This is a genomic window from Caldisalinibacter kiritimatiensis (genome assembly GCF_000387765.1).
Lineage (GTDB): Bacteria > Bacillota > Clostridia > Tissierellales > Caldisalinibacteraceae > Caldisalinibacter > Caldisalinibacter kiritimatiensis.
The window spans coordinates 37213-56358 of record NZ_ARZA01000277.1 but is presented as its reverse complement, the minus strand read 5'-3'; the positions used below and the strand labels follow the sequence as shown (position 1 = coordinate 56358).

20 protein-coding genes are annotated in these 19146 nt (G+C 27.7%); 1 reads left to right on the top strand and 19 read right to left on the bottom strand.

Features of this window, described 5'->3' with window-relative positions; genetic code table 11:
• The first annotated feature begins 309 nt into the window (after nt 1–309).
• Nucleotides 310–1071, top strand: coding sequence for an EFR1 family ferrodoxin (locus L21TH_RS13130; protein WP_006317394.1), 762 nt, complete (start codon nt 310–312; stop codon nt 1069–1071).
• Nucleotides 1072–1115: 44 nt separating this feature from the next.
• Here L21TH_RS13130 and L21TH_RS13125 read toward each other — a convergent pair whose 3' ends face one another.
• The 19 genes from L21TH_RS13125 to L21TH_RS13045 form a co-directional block, all read right to left on the bottom strand.
• Entirely contained in the window at nt 1116–1400 is a 285-nt protein-coding gene (locus L21TH_RS13125) for a hypothetical protein (protein WP_006317393.1), read from the bottom strand.
• A 108-nt stretch (nt 1401–1508) separates the two neighbouring features.
• Nucleotides 1509–4745, bottom strand: a complete 3237-nt coding sequence (locus L21TH_RS13120) for a DEAD/DEAH box helicase (protein ID WP_006317392.1) — start codon at nt 4743–4745, stop codon at nt 1509–1511.
• Nucleotides 4746–4890: 145 nt separating this feature from the next.
• Complete coding sequence (locus L21TH_RS14995) at nt 4891–5628, bottom strand: HI0074 family nucleotidyltransferase substrate-binding subunit (RefSeq protein WP_006317391.1); 738 nt, start codon at nt 5626–5628, stop codon at nt 4891–4893.
• A 196-nt stretch (nt 5629–5824) separates the two neighbouring features.
• Nucleotides 5825–6166 (bottom strand): hypothetical protein, encoded by a 342-nt coding sequence (locus tag L21TH_RS13110; protein WP_006317390.1) that lies wholly within the window; start codon nt 6164–6166, stop codon nt 5825–5827.
• Entirely contained in the window at nt 6159–6374 is a 216-nt protein-coding gene (locus L21TH_RS14400; RefSeq protein ID WP_278244316.1) for a DUF6036 family nucleotidyltransferase, read from the bottom strand. The genes L21TH_RS13110 and L21TH_RS14400 overlap by 8 nt, the downstream gene beginning before the upstream one ends.
• A gap of 365 nt (nt 6375–6739) precedes the next feature.
• Complete coding sequence (locus L21TH_RS13100; protein ID WP_006317387.1) at nt 6740–7036, bottom strand: hypothetical protein; 297 nt, start codon at nt 7034–7036, stop codon at nt 6740–6742.
• Nucleotides 7037–7149: 113 nt separating this feature from the next.
• Complete coding sequence (locus tag L21TH_RS13095) at nt 7150–9042, bottom strand: hypothetical protein (protein WP_006317386.1); 1893 nt, start codon at nt 9040–9042, stop codon at nt 7150–7152.
• Nucleotides 9043–9097: 55 nt separating this feature from the next.
• Nucleotides 9098–9865 carry a transposase gene (locus tag L21TH_RS13090; protein WP_034430251.1) on the bottom strand — a complete coding sequence of 256 codons (768 nt, stop codon included), beginning with the start codon at nt 9863–9865 and terminating at the stop codon, nt 9098–9100.
• 186 nt (nt 9866–10051) lie between these two features.
• Nucleotides 10052–11815, bottom strand: a complete 1764-nt coding sequence (locus L21TH_RS13085) for a hypothetical protein (RefSeq protein WP_006317382.1) — start codon at nt 11813–11815, stop codon at nt 10052–10054.
• On the bottom strand, nt 11812–14478 hold the full coding sequence (locus tag L21TH_RS13080; protein WP_006317380.1) for a zinc ribbon domain-containing protein: 2667 nt from the start codon (nt 14476–14478) through the stop codon (nt 11812–11814). Before L21TH_RS13080 ends, L21TH_RS13085 begins: the two co-directional genes overlap by 4 nt.
• A gap of 12 nt (nt 14479–14490) precedes the next feature.
• Nucleotides 14491–14856, bottom strand: coding sequence for a zinc ribbon domain-containing protein (locus tag L21TH_RS13075; RefSeq protein ID WP_006317379.1), 366 nt, complete (start codon nt 14854–14856; stop codon nt 14491–14493).
• Nucleotides 14857–15003: 147 nt separating this feature from the next.
• Entirely contained in the window at nt 15004–16089 is a 1086-nt protein-coding gene (locus L21TH_RS13070) for a Fic family protein (RefSeq protein WP_006317378.1), read from the bottom strand.
• 260 nt (nt 16090–16349) lie between these two features.
• Nucleotides 16350–16550, bottom strand: a complete 201-nt coding sequence (locus L21TH_RS13065; protein WP_034430249.1) for a hypothetical protein — start codon at nt 16548–16550, stop codon at nt 16350–16352.
• Nucleotides 16551–16616: 66 nt separating this feature from the next.
• Entirely contained in the window at nt 16617–17174 is a 558-nt protein-coding gene (locus L21TH_RS13060) for a hypothetical protein (RefSeq protein ID WP_162138503.1), read from the bottom strand.
• A 331-nt stretch (nt 17175–17505) separates the two neighbouring features.
• Nucleotides 17506–18153: a hypothetical protein gene (locus L21TH_RS13055; protein ID WP_006317375.1), complete on the bottom strand. Its 648-nt coding sequence runs from the start codon at nt 18151–18153 to the stop codon at nt 17506–17508.
• On the bottom strand, nt 18150–18389 hold the full coding sequence (locus L21TH_RS13050) for a hypothetical protein (RefSeq protein ID WP_006317374.1): 240 nt from the start codon (nt 18387–18389) through the stop codon (nt 18150–18152). The genes L21TH_RS13055 and L21TH_RS13050 overlap by 4 nt, the downstream gene beginning before the upstream one ends.
• A 50-nt stretch (nt 18390–18439) precedes the next feature.
• Nucleotides 18440–18586, bottom strand: a complete 147-nt coding sequence (locus L21TH_RS14665) for a hypothetical protein (RefSeq protein WP_162138502.1) — start codon at nt 18584–18586, stop codon at nt 18440–18442.
• Between the two features lie 95 nt (nt 18587–18681).
• Nucleotides 18682–18804: a VanZ family protein gene (locus L21TH_RS14990; protein WP_006317372.1), complete on the bottom strand. Its 123-nt coding sequence runs from the start codon at nt 18802–18804 to the stop codon at nt 18682–18684.
• Entirely contained in the window at nt 18805–19140 is a 336-nt protein-coding gene (locus L21TH_RS13045; protein WP_242826532.1) for a VanZ family protein, read from the bottom strand. It abuts the gene before it with no gap.
• Nucleotides 19141–19146 lie beyond the last annotated feature (6 nt).

Sequence of the window (19146 nt, the reverse complement as noted above, 5' to 3'; positions counted from 1 at the left end):
CTCGTTCTCTACTACTTCTAGCCTTTTGTTCATACTCTTTGTCTCGTTCTCTACTACTTCCAATCTTTTGTTCATACTCTTTGTCTCGTTCTCTACTACTTCTAATCTTTTGTTTATAGGGTCTAATTCCTCTCTAATAACTGTCCTCAACTGATTTACTAGATTTGTATCCACCTCTTCACCCCCTAATATCACCTTTATTATATCATACTTATACCCTAATCTATAATACTTGTCTAGCATATTTTTACATTATTTGATATAATATTAATCAGAAGTGTAAAATCCATCATCAAAGGGGAGTTAAAATTGAAAGGGGCAATCATTTACTTTTCAGGTACTGGAAATACTGAATATGTATCAAAGCTATTTAAAGAAGAGTTTAAAAAACAAAGTATAGAAATAAAGCTTATAGATGTATCTGATGTAGATAACTTTAGTGATAAACAATATGACTTCTTTGTATTTGGAGCTCCAATACATGTAGAAGTTTTCCCTGAATACTTTATAAACTGGGTAAAAAATAATATAAAAGCTGGTAATAATAGACCATGTATTATATTTTCAACTCAAGCATCAAAATCTGCGCCAGGTCCCTATGCCTTTAAAAAAGATGCTGAAAATATAGGACTTAAAGTAAAAATAATTTCAAATATAGAAATGCCAAATAACTACTATGTGGTAGCTTTTAAACGCTTCAGTAATGAAGATGTAAAAAGAGTAAAATTAGCTGCTAAAAATAAGGTAAGCAAAATAGTTAGTGAGTTCTTAAAGGGTGAAGAAAAATTAAATCCTTCTTCTAATATAAGAAGTATAGTGGGTAAGATATCCTACAAAGGTTTCTTGCTATATTCAAAGGGATGGGCCAAAAGGAATTTATCAGTCAACTATGATAAGTGTATAAAATGTGGTATCTGTGTTAAAAAATGTCCAACTGTAAATATAACTATGGATAATGGTAAAATTGACTTTAAAAACAACTGTATATCCTGTCAAAGATGCATACATTCCTGTCCTGCAAATGCATTTATGTACAAAGATAAGCATTTTGACCAATATAAATTAAGCTGAAAAATTCTGGAACGCTGAACCCGGTTCGGCGTTCCAGAATTTTTTTATTTTATAACTTCTATAAAATTTTTCTTGATAGTAAAAAGCTCTTCTTCATGTTGCGATTCCTTATATTTTAGATAATCGATACTATTAGAAATTTTACTTAGTTTTATATTACCAGCTTCGATGGATTCTGTATTTCTAACTACCTGCTCATATGTTTCGGTTAATTTTTCATCAATTTTTTGTTGCCCTTGTTTCAAATCATTTATTTCAGTTTTTATACCATTTATTTCAGTTTCAATTGAATTCAATTTATCTAAAATTTGTTTAAGTGTATCTTCCATCTAGGATTACCTCCTTCCTTGAATATTTTCTAAACATATTATATCATAAAACCTTATCGAAAAAACTACCAACTTAATAGGAACGCTGAACCGGGTCCATCGTTCCTTTTATATTTCAAATAATTCTTTTATTTCTTCTTCTGTCAATTTAGTTACTAGTGTTTCTCCAGGTTTTATTACTGCATTTATCATTTCCTTCTTTTTCTCTTGCAGCTTAAAAATCTTTTCTTCTATAGTTCCTTTTGAAATAAGTTTCATTACATGGACTTTATTTTTCTGCCCTAATCTATAGGCTCTATCAGTAGCCTGGTCCTCTACAGCTGGATTCCACCAAGGGTCAAAATGAATAACGATATCAGCTCCTGTTAAGTTTAATCCAGTTCCTCCTGCCTTTAATGATATTAAAAACACATTTCCTTCTCCTTCATTAAAGAATTTGACCAGTTTACCCCTTTCCTTTATATCTGTAGAGCCATCTAAATATTTGTAATCTATTCCTTTTCTTTTTAGCATTTCTTTAATTATATTAAGCATAGTTATAAATTGAGAAAATAAAAGTATTCTATGTCCACCTTCTATTGATTCATCTATTATTTCCTCTAAAAGAAGGAGCTTGCCACTCCCTCCCTTAAAGTTTTCTAAAAACATAGATGGATGGCAGCATATTTGTCTAAGCCTTGTAAGGCCTGATAAAATCTTTATGTGACTTTTTTCAAAGCCTTTAACTTTGATTTCTTCACTTATTTCATTCTTTATTTCACTAAGATATGCAAGATAAATCTTTTTTTGCTCTGTTGTAAGCTCTGCTGCTATTTTGTGCTCTATTTTATCGGGAAGCTCCCTTAAAACATCTTTTTTAACCCTTCTAAGAATAAATGGTCTTATTTGTCTACTTAATTCCTGTAAAGCCTGGTCATTCTTATCTTTTACAATAGGTTTTTCATATTTTTTCTTAAATTTACTATGGGAAAATAAATATCCAGGCATGACAAAATAAAATATTGACCAAAGCTCCGTTAAAGAATTCTCTATAGGTGTACCTGTTAAAGCAAAATATCCTTTAGCTTTTATCTTTTTTACTGATTTGGCATTTTGTGATGCTGGATTTTTTATATGCTGAGCTTCATCAAGTATACAATATCTAAAGGTTGTATTTTGGTAAAGCTCTATATCCCTTCTAATAAGAGGATAAGATGTTACTACTACATCATAATCCATTATATTTTCGATATTTTCCTCTCTTTCATTTTTATTACCGGATATAGCTAATACCTTTAATTCGGGAGTAAATTTTTCTATCTCATCAACCCAGTTATATACCAATGATGTAGGAGCTATTATTAAAGAAGGCTCTATACCCTTTTCTTCTTTTTCGGAAAGTAAAAAGGTTAACACCTGCAGTGTTTTACCAAGTCCCATATCATCTGCAAGAATGCCTCCAAAGCCATAGGTGCTAAGGGTTTTTAGCCACTTAAATCCAAATTTTTGATACTTTCTTAAAATTTTATCTAAATTCTTTGGTATTTTGTATTCTATATCATTGGGCTCCTTTATGTTTTGAACTAATTCTTTAAATTGTAAGTTTCTCTCAATTATATTTAAATTTGAATCCTTTATGTGTTCATCAATATAAAGGGCTCTAAATTTAGGGAGTTGTATTATATCCTTTTCTAAATCCTTTTTTGTTAAATCTAATTGCTCTATTAAATTAGATATTTCATGTAATTCATCCATATCAAGGGGAAGAAAGGAGCCATCCTTAAGCTTATAAAATTTTTTCCTTTCTTTTAAAGAATTAAGCACATCTATTAGTTCTGATTTGTCTATACCCTCTATTTGAAAGTTAAACTCTAACAAATCGTTTTCTGTATTAAGCCTAACACCTCCTGAAAATGAAGATGCATCTTTTATTTTCATATTTTTAAAGGCTTCAGAATAATAAATATCAGCTATTTCCTGTAGCTTTGGTATTTCATGATATATAAAATCGTATATCCTCTCTTCGTCACTTAAATATATAAGATTACTTTTTACCTTGAATTCACTTTTTTCAAATATATCTATCAGCTCTTTTTCCTTTTCTATATCTCTAAGCAAAATTCTTTTATCCTTTGAACTCTTTTGTCCATTTTTTGAAAATGGATTTATAATTATATCTCCATATAAAAACTTTAGCTCAGCAGTGATGCTGTCTCCTTCTCTATCAAAATAAACCTCTTTTTTTAATTCTGGTTTATATATAGAGTCTTCAACCTTTTTATCAACAATTACTTCACCTATTTTTTCTACTTTAGGAAACACTTCTGCTATAAAGGCTTCACTATATTCCTTAGGAATCTTCACTACATTATCCTTTTGTCTTATCATAGTATTATAAAATGGCACAAAGTTTCTGCTGTAGCTTTCAGAGTTCTTATAAATCCTATTATTAGTGAAAAAATACTCTCCATCAGTTGTTAACGGTATTAGCTCGTTATCTATGGGATTGATTTTTAATAATAAATCATCTTTTTCCTTATCTAAAGCAAATTTTATTGGGATATTTTCATTATATATGCTAATATTCAAAAAATCTTGACCTAAGATATTTGCATTGAATTTTCTATCCTTCATTATGTCAAAAAATCTTTTTAAAGTATATTGATTTAAAACTACTTTATCCTTTTTTAAAAGACTACCTCTGGCATTATAGTATGAAAATTTATTTAAAATTTCTTCATTTTTATATATTTCCATCAATAAACGAATTATTGGCTTATCTTCTTCTTTGAACATCTGTTTTCTTAAATCAAAGGTAAATTGCTTTCCAAAATATAATTCTTCTATGGAATCAATACTTTCAAGAAACTTCTGTATATTTCTAACTTTATAAAGCTTTTTTTCTCCAATCCTTAAGCTTAAATATGATACATTTTCAATTTTATTTCCATAGGGATTAAATTCATAATTAATCTCTAATTCTAAAGGTATCTTTCTATCAGCATCTAAATTTCTAAAATAATTTATGATTTCCTTTGCTTCTATTGAAGTTTTTTGAACATTAAACTCTTTACGTCTGTCTTTATCTAATATTTCAAATAATACCGCTGCTATATGCTTGCAATATCCCCAATATTTTTCATAGGCAGGACATGTACAGCTTGCATCCTTAAAATAACCTTTATCATCAAATAAAACCTCTATATTATAGGCCCTACTTCCTTTAACTGTTGCCTCAAATAAATTCATTCCTGGTTCATATTTTAATCTTTTCACTTTATCGTTAAAATAATAATTTTTTCCCTTTGTATAAGTATTTATATTTCCACAAATGTCTAATATGATATATTCATCAAGTTTAAACATAATACACCTCTGTTCATTAAATTATCCTAGCCAGACAAGGAACCTGTCCGTCTGCCTGTTTATCTATTATCGACAATTTCATATGTTTATAATACCATAATATTAATCCTTCCTAACATATTGTCAGTGGAACGCCGAACTGGGTTCAGCGTTCCACTGATATTTCTCTTTCCATACTATCTATGAACTTTTCAAAACAGTAAATATACTCACTTTTAACATTATTAAATATTTCTATAGCATTCTCTTCTTCATAAGAATGAGATGTTTTATTTCTATCATCAAGCATTTTTAACCATATTTGTCCATCTTTTATTAATCCTTCTTTAAAAGCCTCTTTTATAGCTTTTCTAGGGCTAGTAGCTTCTAGATTCCCATTATATTCAAGGTAAACTTTCATTAACTTCCAAGACAATTCATACGTAAATTCAAATCTTTGTATCCCTGCATCTAGGACAATATCATCTTCAAAATAATCTCTACTCATAACTTCTTCTAATTTTTTGAAAGCTTTCTTTAAATCTTCAATTTTATCTTTTATTTTATTGATAGTCACCATAACCTCACCCTCTTTATTAGTTAGGAATATAATTTTACCTTCATTGTCTATATATTTTTTTAATTTTTCATTCTGCACTTTATCATAATCTACTATATCAAATGTATATATTATATTTTGTTTTGCAATATCTTCCTTAATGTTGTAAATTTTATCGTTATTACCTCTAAATTTTATAGCTATATCTATATCTGAAGTTTGTTTGTAATCCCCTCTAGCTCTAGAACCAAAAAGAATAACTTTTTCAATTATTCTAGAATAACTTTTTAATATATTTATTAAATTGTAAAATTCATTTTTCGAAAGTCCATATCTATTTTTCATAAATATCCTTCCTCTATTTGTTTCATTTACGCTTTACTAATTTTTTATTAGAGCGTTTTAATACACATATTATACCATAATAATCCTTCTGCATTTGTATATTCATTTTTAATATACTTCACGAAGCTTATATATTCTTTTGCCTTTTCAATTCTCTAAACTTGAACGATGAATCAGATTCATCGTTCAAGCATTCCTAAGTCCAATAGCTTAACTTTAAAAACATACTTATTATCTTCACTTGCTCTTTAAACTCTTCTTCCTCCAATACTCCGTAGTATTTGCCCTTTATTCCCCTTGATTCTAAAGTCCATAGAAAGGACTTAAATCGAGGATAATCATCTATAGATTCTTTAACTAAAAAAATAAAATCCTGAAGTTTTTTATATTTTAGAGTTTCTCTTTCTTTCTCTTTCTTATATTTATCTAAATCTAATATTAATTCAAAAGGGGTCATAATATGATAACGATAATCTTTCTCTGCTTTATCAAAGTCTTTTATATAGTTTTTATAACTTTCACAGACTATCCTATACATCATATCTCTCCCTAAATACCTTCAGCTTTCTTTTAAATTCTTCCTTTTTAGATTCAAATAAATCATTTCTATTTATTACTTCTTTTATTATCTCTTTAATTAAGTTTTTATCAGCTTTTTTTATAAGGAAATCTATATCCTGAAAATCTTTTTCAGACAATCTAATTATTTTGCTTACAATAATATCCTCTATTGATAATACATATATATTTAAGTATGTGAACTACTCACCACTTGCTTACGCTGAAGTGGGAGCTTCTAGTATCATGTACTAGAACTTTTCCTGCTTCCTAGAGTTGTGCCTTCTGTATTAGCAAGGTCTTATTTGACTCTCCACAGGCGTAACTTTCCCTCGTACCGAGGGTAGATGCCGATATTATCGGTTTCTTTAGTGCCTTGGATATTTTACGCAAGGAAGGCAATGCTTGTTTTTCGCTATTTACGGATTCTCCTTGCAACCTTATATATCCAGTTATCAAAGAACTATCATAGCTTTATTATATAATAAAATAAATGATATCGAATCATTGATTTTATGGTGCTTACATCTCCTACTTATAGAAGATAGGAGACTTACGCACAGTGGTTAAATTTTTCTAGTCTCATAGATCTTTTTTTATACAAAGGAGATATTAGTGTACTTTCATACTCTAGCATATCAAAATCTCTTAAATGCACGAAAACCTTTCCTAACTTCGAAGGGTATTCTAAATCTATGAAATCAAAGTCCCTTGTTGCTCTATGGCTATATCCAGCTAATATACATGCAGAACCTCCAAGAAAATATATATCAAAAGGTTCTATACCAAATAATTTAGCCACTTTTTCCATTTCAAATACTTTTTCTTCTAACTGCTTTTTAATATCCATAAGATATCTCCTTATTACCGCAAACTTTTATATTTTTTATTATGGAACGCCGAACCCGGTTCAGCGTTCCAGTTGTTTCTTTCTATCAAAGAGATGGATAACTTTCCCTTCATTTATCGGTTCCTTTTTTTTTTAACTTTCTCACCACATAAGTATTCAAAAACCTTATGACCAATTTCATTTACTTTTATTTTATCAATATCAAGGCCAGTCTTTTTTTCATAGTCATCTACATCCTTGTTTATTATGATATCAACTAATGACAAATAGCTAAAGAATCTAATTATGACCGAATTAAATATATATGCAAACCTCATGCTCTGTATAGAAAGACAATTATTAAACAGATCAAAGAAATCTATTTGTTCACCATTACTTGAATTATTTAGGTTTTCACTATCATGTAAGTTAATAACTTGAGAATACTGATAGCTTTTTCCCTCTTTTAAGCTTGCTAATACTTTTACATAATTATTTCTGTTTTCATATTCCTCTTTATGTTTACCCCATCCACTTGTATCAAAATCATACCATTCACATTTATTCCATATATAGTCTATAAATAAAGCTATCTTTTCTGATGTATCCAGATTTTTATATTCCTCTAACTTAATTTCGTCAACATTTATCTCCTTATTATCAACAATCAATATTGAATAATATAAACCAAATTTGTAGAACAAATGTAATAATGGAATATTATCTTGATTTACAACTTTAGTTGTAATCTCTTGTTTATTCTTCATTAATTCATTTAAAGCAATTACATGCTTTCTTGTTATATATTTATTTATATTAGTTACCTTTACATCATTAGTTAAGATATAATTTATATATGTTTCAAAATCATATATAATTAAATTCTTTTCTTCAGTATTATACTGGTCAATAATATTTTTTATATGAGTATCATACTTTAGTGTATTATCCACTACTTCTCCTAAAATATCATCATAGTACAGTTCATTATCAATATAAGTATCTCCAAATTTTGATTCTAGATAATCTAATTCTTCAAAATACTCATCCTTTTTCTTTGATATATTAGTTATTTTATTGTGTTCTCCTTTAGTGGTTTTTCCCGTTTCATATAGGAATTTGCTATATTTTTTAAAGGTAGTTATAAAAGAAGATATTTCAGATTTTGAACTAATATAATTATCAAATATTCCTGTATAAAGAAAATCATCAATAATACTTTCTGTAATATCCTCTAATGAATACTTAGTTCTAGGAAGATAATAATAATAAAAATTTACTAGGTTCCCTATATGTTTATCTATGGTTTTCTTTGTAAGATTTTTTTCGTAAAGGTGTTTGCAGAACTTATCTATTTGTGTTTCAGATTTGATACTCATTAATGGCATTTCATCTTCTTTGTTTATAACATTATCTACAAAATAATATACTTTATTACTAAATCTTCTTAAATAATCCTTTAAATCTCTTATATCGGGATTGTCCTTTTTTTCAAGTCCATAATCATAAAGAATAGTATTGTATAAGTATTCTTTATCAATATCACTAACCATATGAACTATTCCTACAAGCTTATTATATCCTAGTACATTTCCTATGCGACCAATTATTATATCATCATATATATTCTTTTCTGCTAGATTCTCTTGATAAACCGTTTTTCTTTCTTCTGTAAAGATATCAGTTAATATTAAATTATTTCCTCTTATTTCTTCTACTTCATATAAACTTATATAAGTTTTATTTCTTTCTATTAATATCCTTTTTTCATTATCAGTTAAATTATCTTTATATTCTTCTAAAAAAAGCTCAATAAAGTTTTTATCTTTTTTAACTATATAATCTAAACTAAGCCACACGTTAAAAGTTATCATTTTTTCATGTTCACTGCTGCCATTAAATGAAAATAATATATTATTGTCGAATTTTTCTCTACTTATGTAGCTGTATATATAATTCATCAGCTTACGAGTAACTGCTTCTTGAATCTTCATTGCTTTCTCATGAGATATATTTTTCTTAACCATATAAATCCTCCATTAGTTTTTAACTGTGGAACGCCGAACCCGGTTCAGCGTTCCATCAATGTTTTAATATTCTATTGATAGTAGATTTACTTACTTTTAGTAACTTTGATAAATCGTTATATGATAATGTTGATTTTTCCTTTAACTCATAAATTATACGCTCAATTATTGTTCCCTTTATTTGTCTTGTTTTAGTGTATAAATCATCTAAACTCATTCCATTACTTCTTAATAAATGAATTATATATTCTAATGCTTCTTCTTTAGTTTTTATTTTTCCTTTATCATCTTCAATATCCATAACTGTATCATCAGTTACAATATTAGAAAAGCTAATAAATCTATCTCTAGCATCAGCTAAATCTTCTGAAAAAATCCCTAATACGAAATCTGTTGTTACAATTTTATTATCTATACTTTTTTCTAAATAACAGGAATAACTGCTCCACTTATATTGATTTGGTCTTTTTACTACTTTGGCTTTAACAGGATTGTTATGTATATATCTTGTTACTGTTAATAAATAGTTTAATGTATCTATAATTTCACTTTTATATCTTCCTTGAAAAAGATGTCCAACTCTATCATATTTATTGTTAAAAAATCTAGCATAATTCATATTTAAACTGTGCATTACTTCTGATAAATTTTCATCATATTCTTTTATTAATAGATGCACATGATTATTCATTAAACAATAAGCATATATATCAAACTTCATTTTATCTTTAGTCTTCAATAAAATACCAAGATATCTCTCTCTGTCGTAATCATCGATAAATATGTCTTTCTTCTCATTTCCCCTTGTCATAACATGATAAATAGCTCGTTGGACTCTTTTCTCTTAACATAATTATCCCCTTTACTTAAACGCTGAACTAATTTCTTCATTTAGCGTTCCTATTTTTAACATTAAATAGTACTTTATTAGTTATTCTACATAATTGTGATAATTCCTTCTGGAACGATGAACCGGGTTCATCGTTCCTTTTTTACTTCTGCTTAATTTTTATGCAGGTTCTTCTTCGTTTTCTTTTTTATTATTAATTTTCTTAGCTAGCTCTATTACATGTTTTCTGAATATGATTAAAAGTACAATTAAAATTACAAATACTGCTCCTATAATAATTAATAATGGTAAATTACTATTTTTCATAAGTGTTAACTTGATTTCTATGTTATTATTGTCACCTAAGTTAAAAGTAATCTGCTGATTTTCTCTTTCTTCTGTTTCATTTGTATCTATATTGATTTCATCCCCATTTTTTTCTAGATATAGTATATTATATTTGTTCGGTATGTTTATAGTATAAGTAATGTTGTTATTTACTCTAAGTCCTCCTAGTATTTTATTGAATGTAGAATTATCATAAAATGCATATACGTCTTTTTTAATATTTGATATATCTGACTTTTTATAATACATTAAACTATCATATTTTAGTAAATGCTCTTCCTTCTGTTTGGTATCTCCCGATATCTCTATTGTGTCTTCATAAATTACTTTTGCACCACTTTCAATAATATTTATATCTTCGTTTATTGTTTTAAAGTAATCTTCTAAAGCATCTAATCCAACATCTTCTGCTGTTTCTCTACTAAGAATATATGATACTTTCTTTTCAGCTAATTTAGAATCCTTAATGTCAACTACAACTTCGATGTTGTCTACATAGTATTCTCTCTCCATTGTTAATGACAAGTCTAAGTCTTCATCTTGATAATATTCTGTAGCTATTATTCTCTCTCCATCAACTTCTTCATTTTGATAAATATATCCATTTGAAGAGTGACAGTCTATTTCATATCCCTGTGGTAAGTGAAGTGTATAATGAATATTATTACTTACATAAGTACCCTTTATTAATTCATTAAAGTTAAAGTTTTCTTTTATATTATATAGCTTATGAAGAACATTTGAATTTTCACCTTCATTAACTTCTAAAAAGCAGTCTGTTTCATTAGTAACCGGTGACATCAAACTAGCCATTTCATCTTCAGTTTGAGGAGTTAATGTTACTTTGTATATAACTGTTCCGTCTTTTTCTTCTTTTGTGAAACCATTATAAAAGTTATTTAGATATTTCTTAATCTCATCTTCTCCTATTATTTCTACAATTGACTTTTCAAATGCTACTCTTAGTTCTCTTTTTATATTCTCATCAAAGTTTATATGAGTTTCAACATCTATTCTTTTTATAGGATAAGTATCTTCATACTCATAAGATATATCTCCATATCCTGAATTAAAAGATACAGAATCAATTCCTATATCCACAGTTGTAGTTTCTAGTTCATATAAATCATTTCTAGAGCTATTAACAATACCTGATTGTTCTACAGCATCTATTGCCCATTTTACTAATTCATATAATACATCTGGTTCATTAAATGAGCTCTTAAAGCCAAATAGACTTTTATTCCAAGTATATGTTGCATTATGTTCTGTACCAATTAATTCAGATGTCTTTTTGTTATACTCTTCAATATTATTAAAATCATACTTCATTTCATATATTACGCCACTTTCTACGTTAGTCTTTTTTAGCTCTAATGTACTAGGCTTTGCTGCATTTAATACTTCATCTAACTTTTCAATACCACCATCAATCTCTGATATATTTTCATCGTCAACATATGCATAAATAATCCTTTCACCACTACCATCTTCATTTAATGATATTTGTGAAGATATTTCAGCACCACAACCTACTAATAAAACTACTGCTAATAGCATAACAGACATAAAACCAAGCTTTATATATCTTTTCATTGATTTTCACCTACTTCCATCAATCTCTGTAGTGATTCAATATCTAATGTAATGTTGTTCCATATTCCCTTTTCAAGATTTACTACAAAGAAATCATCACTACGGTATCTATTAACAATCATATCTCCTGTTTTTTCATTACAATCATACACTAATTCAATGTTATGTTCTTTTTCTTGATATTTATCATCTATCTTTTCCAACATATAAACCTGTACATCTCCATTTTCATCTGACTCAAAAGGAGCTCCATATATAACACATGTTTCCTTGTCATTTATAAAGTCAAAATAATAAATATTTCCTTTAAACTCTATTTTTGTCTCACCATCTAAATCTTCAATAAACTGTGCTGTCGTTTTTCCTTCTTCATTAGTAGCTTGAGTTATAAGATAAACTTTTTCTTTTTTAGCAATAAGGTTTAGAGCTGATTTATCAAGGGATTTACTTTCTTCATTATCTAAATTGTATTCATAAACTTGTCCATCCTGTAAGTAAAGAATAGTTTTGTTATCCTTCCATGTAAGATGATCCCCTGGGACCCCTAATTTTTTTGCCTTTTTATTCTTTAAATCTATTAATTCATTTGTGGCTCCTTCAAGTATTAACTTATTATTATCTAAGTTCCAGCTAACTTTAAATATATTCTGTGACAATTCCTTACTAAAGAGTTCTTCACCTTTTAGATTAATAATCTTTATGCTATTTCCAGTACCATCATTTTCATGAATAATAGCAAGCTTTCTAGAGTCATTACTTGGTACTGCATATCTAATATAATTTCCGTCAAACAATGTATCTATCTTATCTGAATTATATAAATAAATTTTATATTCAGTCACAATAATATATGATTTATCTCCTGCAAAGAAGAATTGGTATATCTCATTAGAATTAATGTAATCTATATTCTTTGCTTCTTTATAGCTATCTTCTATGGAATTCGTATCGTTAGTATAAGTATCCATAGAGTTATCATTGTCTACTACTACCTTAAAACTAATAAAGCTTATAACGAAAATAAGTATTGGAGCTGCAATTAATAATTGCTTTTTATGTTTTCTTACAAAATTCTCAACTGCTAATAATTCCTTTCTTTCCCCTAGATAGTATCTTACTAATCCTACTATCAACACAAATATAAGCGTAAAAATAAAAGTCTTAAATACTGATACCCCAGCGTAAAATTGCATTTCAGGGCTAATTGGTATTCCACCGCCTAAGTTATTAAGAATTTGTGATAAAGAACCAAAATCCCCTCTAAATCCAATTTTAACTCTAGTATATAAAGCAAGTATAGCATTGAATAAAGATATGATTACACCAAACTTAGCAATGTTAATAAAGAAGTTCTCTTTTGAAATTCTTTTTATAGCTACATAGATTAATATAGCTGCTCCTATAACTATGATTATGTTCATTAGCATTAGTCCATATATAGCATCAGTATTTCCAAATATAAAACCCGTAGCTTTTGTTCTTATAATTCCATGTTTTATAGCTTCTGTTCCTGCAGTAATACTGAACGAATTACCAAATAAGAATAGATAAACATAAACAATCACGTTGGGTAAAAATACTAAAGTAGATGGCTTACTAAATAATTCTTTAGCTCCTTGTCCAAGTACTCCAAATATACCTAGTAATCCATAGATTACAGATAAACCTAAACTATATATGAAAATATATTTTAAAGCCATAGTAAAAGAATCTAATAAATCCCTTTCTACTATTCCGTTAAATACATCTGAAAGTTTTTCTCTATTTAATAGCATGCTAATTATACTTTGTATAATAAAAGTAATAAAGAATATTGATATCAAGCCACTAAAGAATGCAAACCCAGCCCTTAATGTAAAATCTATATTGATAAATGTATCATTTGATATTTGTACAACCTTATTACTAAATAATAATAGGATATTTGAAACTATACTATATAAAGCTGAACTATATAAATAAAGTCTTATATTTTCCCTTGTAGTTGTGTTTTTAGCTTTTTTATTTATAAATAAAGACCCTAAGAAAGATAATATTGGAACTATAAGTAATAATAAAAGACATATGTTTGAATTCAGATTTACATTACTTCTTTGACTATTATTAACTATACCAGTTATCTTGACTTTAAAATTATTAAGATGAGAAAATCCAAATGCGTCTAACAAATTAAGTTTTAGATTAAATTTACTTGCTGGCATCATTTGTTTTATTTCTTTTTGTGCTTGAACTAAATCTTCATTTATTGAACCAAAGAAAACTACGCTAATTATTAACGACAAAACAATAGCAATAGCTAAAGCTGTTCCTGTATAGATAAGTAAGTCTTTAACAAACCCTTTATCATTAAATACATCTTTAACTTTTTTAATACAATTCTTCAATTGAAAATTCTTTATGTTAGGTATACTTTTCTTTATATTTGACATGTCTATATTACTTAGTCCTTTTAAAGCAAAGCCTTCCTCTAAAGTATATTTATACCCTACTTTACCACACTTGCTACAATAATTACCTTCAATTTTAGCTCCACATTCATCACAATATTTTGATTTATGACTTTCAATCTTTAAATCATCAGTTTGATTCTTTAATGAAGCACCACAATTAGTACAGTAAAGTGCATCTTTATTTAGTTCACTCCCACAGTGCTTACAATACATTCTAATCCTCCTTTAATCCATTTTTCTTCCACAAACCATACAAAACTTTGATTCTTTAGGAGTTAGCTCTCCACATACAGCACATTTGGTCATTTTATTTTCATAGTAATCCTTTATGTTAGTTCCACACTTTCCACAGAACTTTACTTCGCCTACAAGTTTCTCATTACAATTTGGACAATAACTTTCTTTTGTTTCTTTACTAGCAATAAAGATATGCTTGTCCAATTCAGAAATATCCTTAGATATTTCTACTAAATTAGGATTACTAATTTCCCCTTTTCTTATTTTCGCATAAGTCATCTCACCTATTTCTACTAATTTTTTTACTCTTTCATGTTGTAGTTGACTAATAGATTTACCTTTTTCTCCTTGCATCCTTTTAACCTCCTTATTATTTTTTGCACATACAAAATTCTAACATGATATATGCCTAAAATTTGTCGAAATCTGTAATGATAACAAAAAAAACAAGGACTTCAGTCCCTGTGTGGAACGATGAACCCGGTTCAACGTTTCTTTTTTTTACCTTAGTAAATCTAGCAAGTTATAATAATAATACTTTCTATTTCTAATTTTATTATCTGAGAAAATAATATTATTCTTTTCTAAATCCTCTAAATACCTTCTACAAGTTGTATCACTTATTCCTGTCATGTTAACCATTGTTTTTACATTAAATATTGGTCTTTGATACATTGCATTTACTATTTTTATAATGTTGTTGCTTTTTACCAACTTCATTGCTTCTTTTAAGTCTCTTTCATATAGTTCATTGATAGCTTCTATAAGCTTTATGTTTGCTCTTGCTTGCTTATTTACACTCTGCAAAAAAAACTTTATCCATTCATTCCACTTCTCATTAAATCTTGTTTCATTTAACATTTTATAATATTTATATTTATCCTTCTCTAGGGTTTCACTAATGAAAAAGTTAGGACTATCTATTATTTCATAATTATACAGATATAAAGGTATAAGTATACGTCCAATTCTTCCATTTCCATCCAAAAAAGGATGAATTGTTTCAAACTGTGCATGTATTATCGCTATTCTTATGAGAGGATTTAAATCATCATCTGGATTATTAATATACATTTCTAAATTTGACATATATTTATATACTAGCTGAGGCTCTGGCGGCACAAATGAAGCAGTTTCAATAGTGCACCCTTCTGGCCCAATAAAGTTTTGAATCTTTCTATATTCACCCGGTTGTCTACTTGCCCCTCTTACTTCACCACTTAAAAGTATTTTATGCAAATTTTTAAATAATCTCGTTGAGATTGGCAGAAACTTCAAAGCCCTTTCTCCATATTTAAGAGCTTCATAGTAATTAAGTACCTCTTGTGTATCTTCTGTTTTTTCTTTTTCATCTATTTCTGATTCAAGTACTTCATCAAGTGTAACTTGTGTACCTTCAATTTTAGTAGATTGCACTGCCTCTTGTAATATTAATGGGTTTATTAAAAAATCAGGGTTTATTTTTGAATTTCTAAGCATTATTTGATATTTGCCTATATTTGTATTAGCCTCTACTAACTCATTTATAAACTTGAGTTGGTCTATCTTATCTTCTAAAGGCAATTTAGGTGGCTTAAATGGTATCATATTAATATCCCATCCTTCTAATTTTCATTTTCTAATAAAATTATATTTTATTTCTAAAAATTAAGCAATTATTTTCAATAACTTTGATTTTTGAAAATATATATTTTAAATATTACCATTAATTTTTTTATTTATACAAAAAACAAGGAACGATGAACTCGGTTCATCGTTCCTTTTCTATAACTTAAACTGGTCTATGAAGTAAAAGTTCAATAACTTTAACGTCCCTATCTAATGCTTTTTCAAAAATTCTTTTTGCTCTAAATGTCTTTTTCTTTTATTATCTGTTTTTTTAATAATATAGTAGATAGTATAGCTAATATGAACAATAGAAAGTATAATAAAAAGCCCTTTTCAGTTTCAATTCTTACTGAAGTAATGATGCCTATAATACTAGTCACATACATGAAACCTACTAATATTTTGATTACTACATTTAATATATTTTTAAGATTATTCATCTTTTTTATTAACCCTTCCTTATAAATAATAGCTACTTGAATAAGAATATTTAAACCTTTAATGTATTAGCTGTAAGCTTTATTTTTATTTCTATATCTCTGATTAAAAATCTTCCAAATTATATTTTGTATTAGTGGTATAGTAAACATAGGAACAACAAATACATCAACTATAAAACTTAATGGCAACAATACCAAATTCAATATAAAAATTAATACAGCAAAGAAAAAGTTTATACTACTTACATCTTCAAGAAGCCATTCAGTAAAGCTTGAAAGCAAACGTATATCATAATCAGCCGCTATGTTATACATAGTTGTAAAACAAAGAGCAAAATTAATCATCAAAAGAAATTTTATAAAACCTTCACCTAAGACAGAAGAAGACTTATCAAGTCTATACCTTACAATAGGTATAATAATAGTCATAAAAACTACTCCTGCAATAAAGTAAGGGAGATACTTACCTAAGTCCTCTAACCAACTAAAAAACTTAAATATTAATACAAAGATAATAGGAATAATTACGATAGACGCTAAACCTGCTCCAACATCTTCATCACTAAGCATTTCGCCCAATAATAATCCATAAAAGAAATCCATAGTCATCCCCTTTCTTTTCATATGTTTTTATCTTTAATTTATTAGAAGAGGATATTTATAAACCTTATATCCTCTATCTATATACTTTAACATCAATTAACAATTATAATTCAACAATTTTATACTAACATAATATAGTCACTATACATTATACAAGCTATAACTAAATTTTTTTGTCGAACTTTGTCATGTATAAGAAAAATTTCACTTATTTATAACGTTTAGCAATAAAAATCCCCCTAGAGCTAATCTAAGGGATAAGTATTTAGCTAGTTAAGTAATCTCAGTATGGAACGCTGAACCCGGTTCATCGTTCCAGGGTTGTTTATTAGATGTTTAAATGTTAATATTTTTAATCCATTGCAACCGCTACCAACTCGTCTGCAGTTTTACATTCATTAATATATAGTTCTTTTGCACATTCATATATATCTTTCAAATAATAATCCGTCAAATCAATAATAGGCTCATACATAAAAGAATTTACATGTATATTTTCAACAGCCATCATATTAATTTGTTCTAATATACTTATTTCTTTTTCATTAGAAGGATAATGCTTTTTATATTCTTCAATTAATTTTGGGGTTTGATTTCCTTTGAATTTAGTTCTTCTACTCACTTTTTCTAATTTGCTTATCATAAATTTCTCAGCATATAACCTAGAAGCAATCGATAATACAAGTTTATTTTCCACTTTCACACCTTCATGGGGTTCATTAAAAATTTTTTCTGCTTCTTCAAATAAGATACTAAAAACTTTTATGTCTTTATTTTCGAATTCTTTTCTTTCCTTATATACATTGTTAAATACTTCTTCTAGTTGTTCTACAGTAATATTTTCAGAACCATCCTTAATATGCAATAGCTTAGTTAGAAATTCATAATTATCTGATTTTCCATCACTTGTATCTTCTAAATATTCAACAATATTTCTTGTAAAAGGAATAGAAGCTATTAGCTTTCTTCTATCTTTTTGTAGTTCATTCTTCCAGCTCATAAATAAATTTTTGATATATTGCCCTTGTAAATCTCTTTCTTTGTTTCACGATAAGGAAAAATTCTATCTTCAGGTTTTCTACCATTAGCTACGTCATCAAATGTATTAGCAAATGAAGTTTTCATTGTGCCATTTTGCGAATAAATTACACATCCATTACTAGTTTTCAAGTCAAATTTTTCCTTTAATTTTCCTATTCCATAACAGTACTCTAGATCTACTTTAATTGAATCCATTTAATCTCCCCCTTAGCTTTTATTTAGCTAATTTAATATTATTGATATATTCATAAAGGAGCTAAGCTACCCTTTATGAATATATAGTTCCTTCTTACTTTTCTAACTGGATATTTATGATTTGGAAAATATCCTGAAATTAACCTATATTCTGTTCTTTCTCCATATAATAACAAGAATCCTTTGATGAAATTCAACTTATTATGTCGATTACAAAATAAATAAGAGCAGGCACTCTAAAGAAACCTACTCCAACTATTGACAAAGAGCCAAAATAAAAGTCATAGCCAACTTAACCATTAACTATGACCTTCTTAATTATACTAACCATCCCGTACATCCCAATACCAATAAATGCCCCAAAACTATCAAACATTACATCTGTAACTTGAGCACCTCTCCCTAGTACATACAACTAATGGACTTCATCACTTATAGCATAAAATATACAAAACATAAGAGAAAATATAAATGCTTTACACCTTCTTACTTCATTTTTTCTATGAACATTCATAATTAATAATCCAAGTTCTAAGTAAGAAAAGAAATGAACGTATTTTCTTACAATACAATTAACATCTTCATTTCTCTTATCTAGCTCTACTACTTTATCTACCGTCTCCACAATAACTTTAGTAACTTTTTTACTTAGTCCATCAGACTGTACTGCTGGTTGTGATGATAAATAAAATAAAAGGACAAGCCAAAATAATACGCCTGTCCTTTTATTGGAACGCTGAACCCGGTTCAGCGTTCC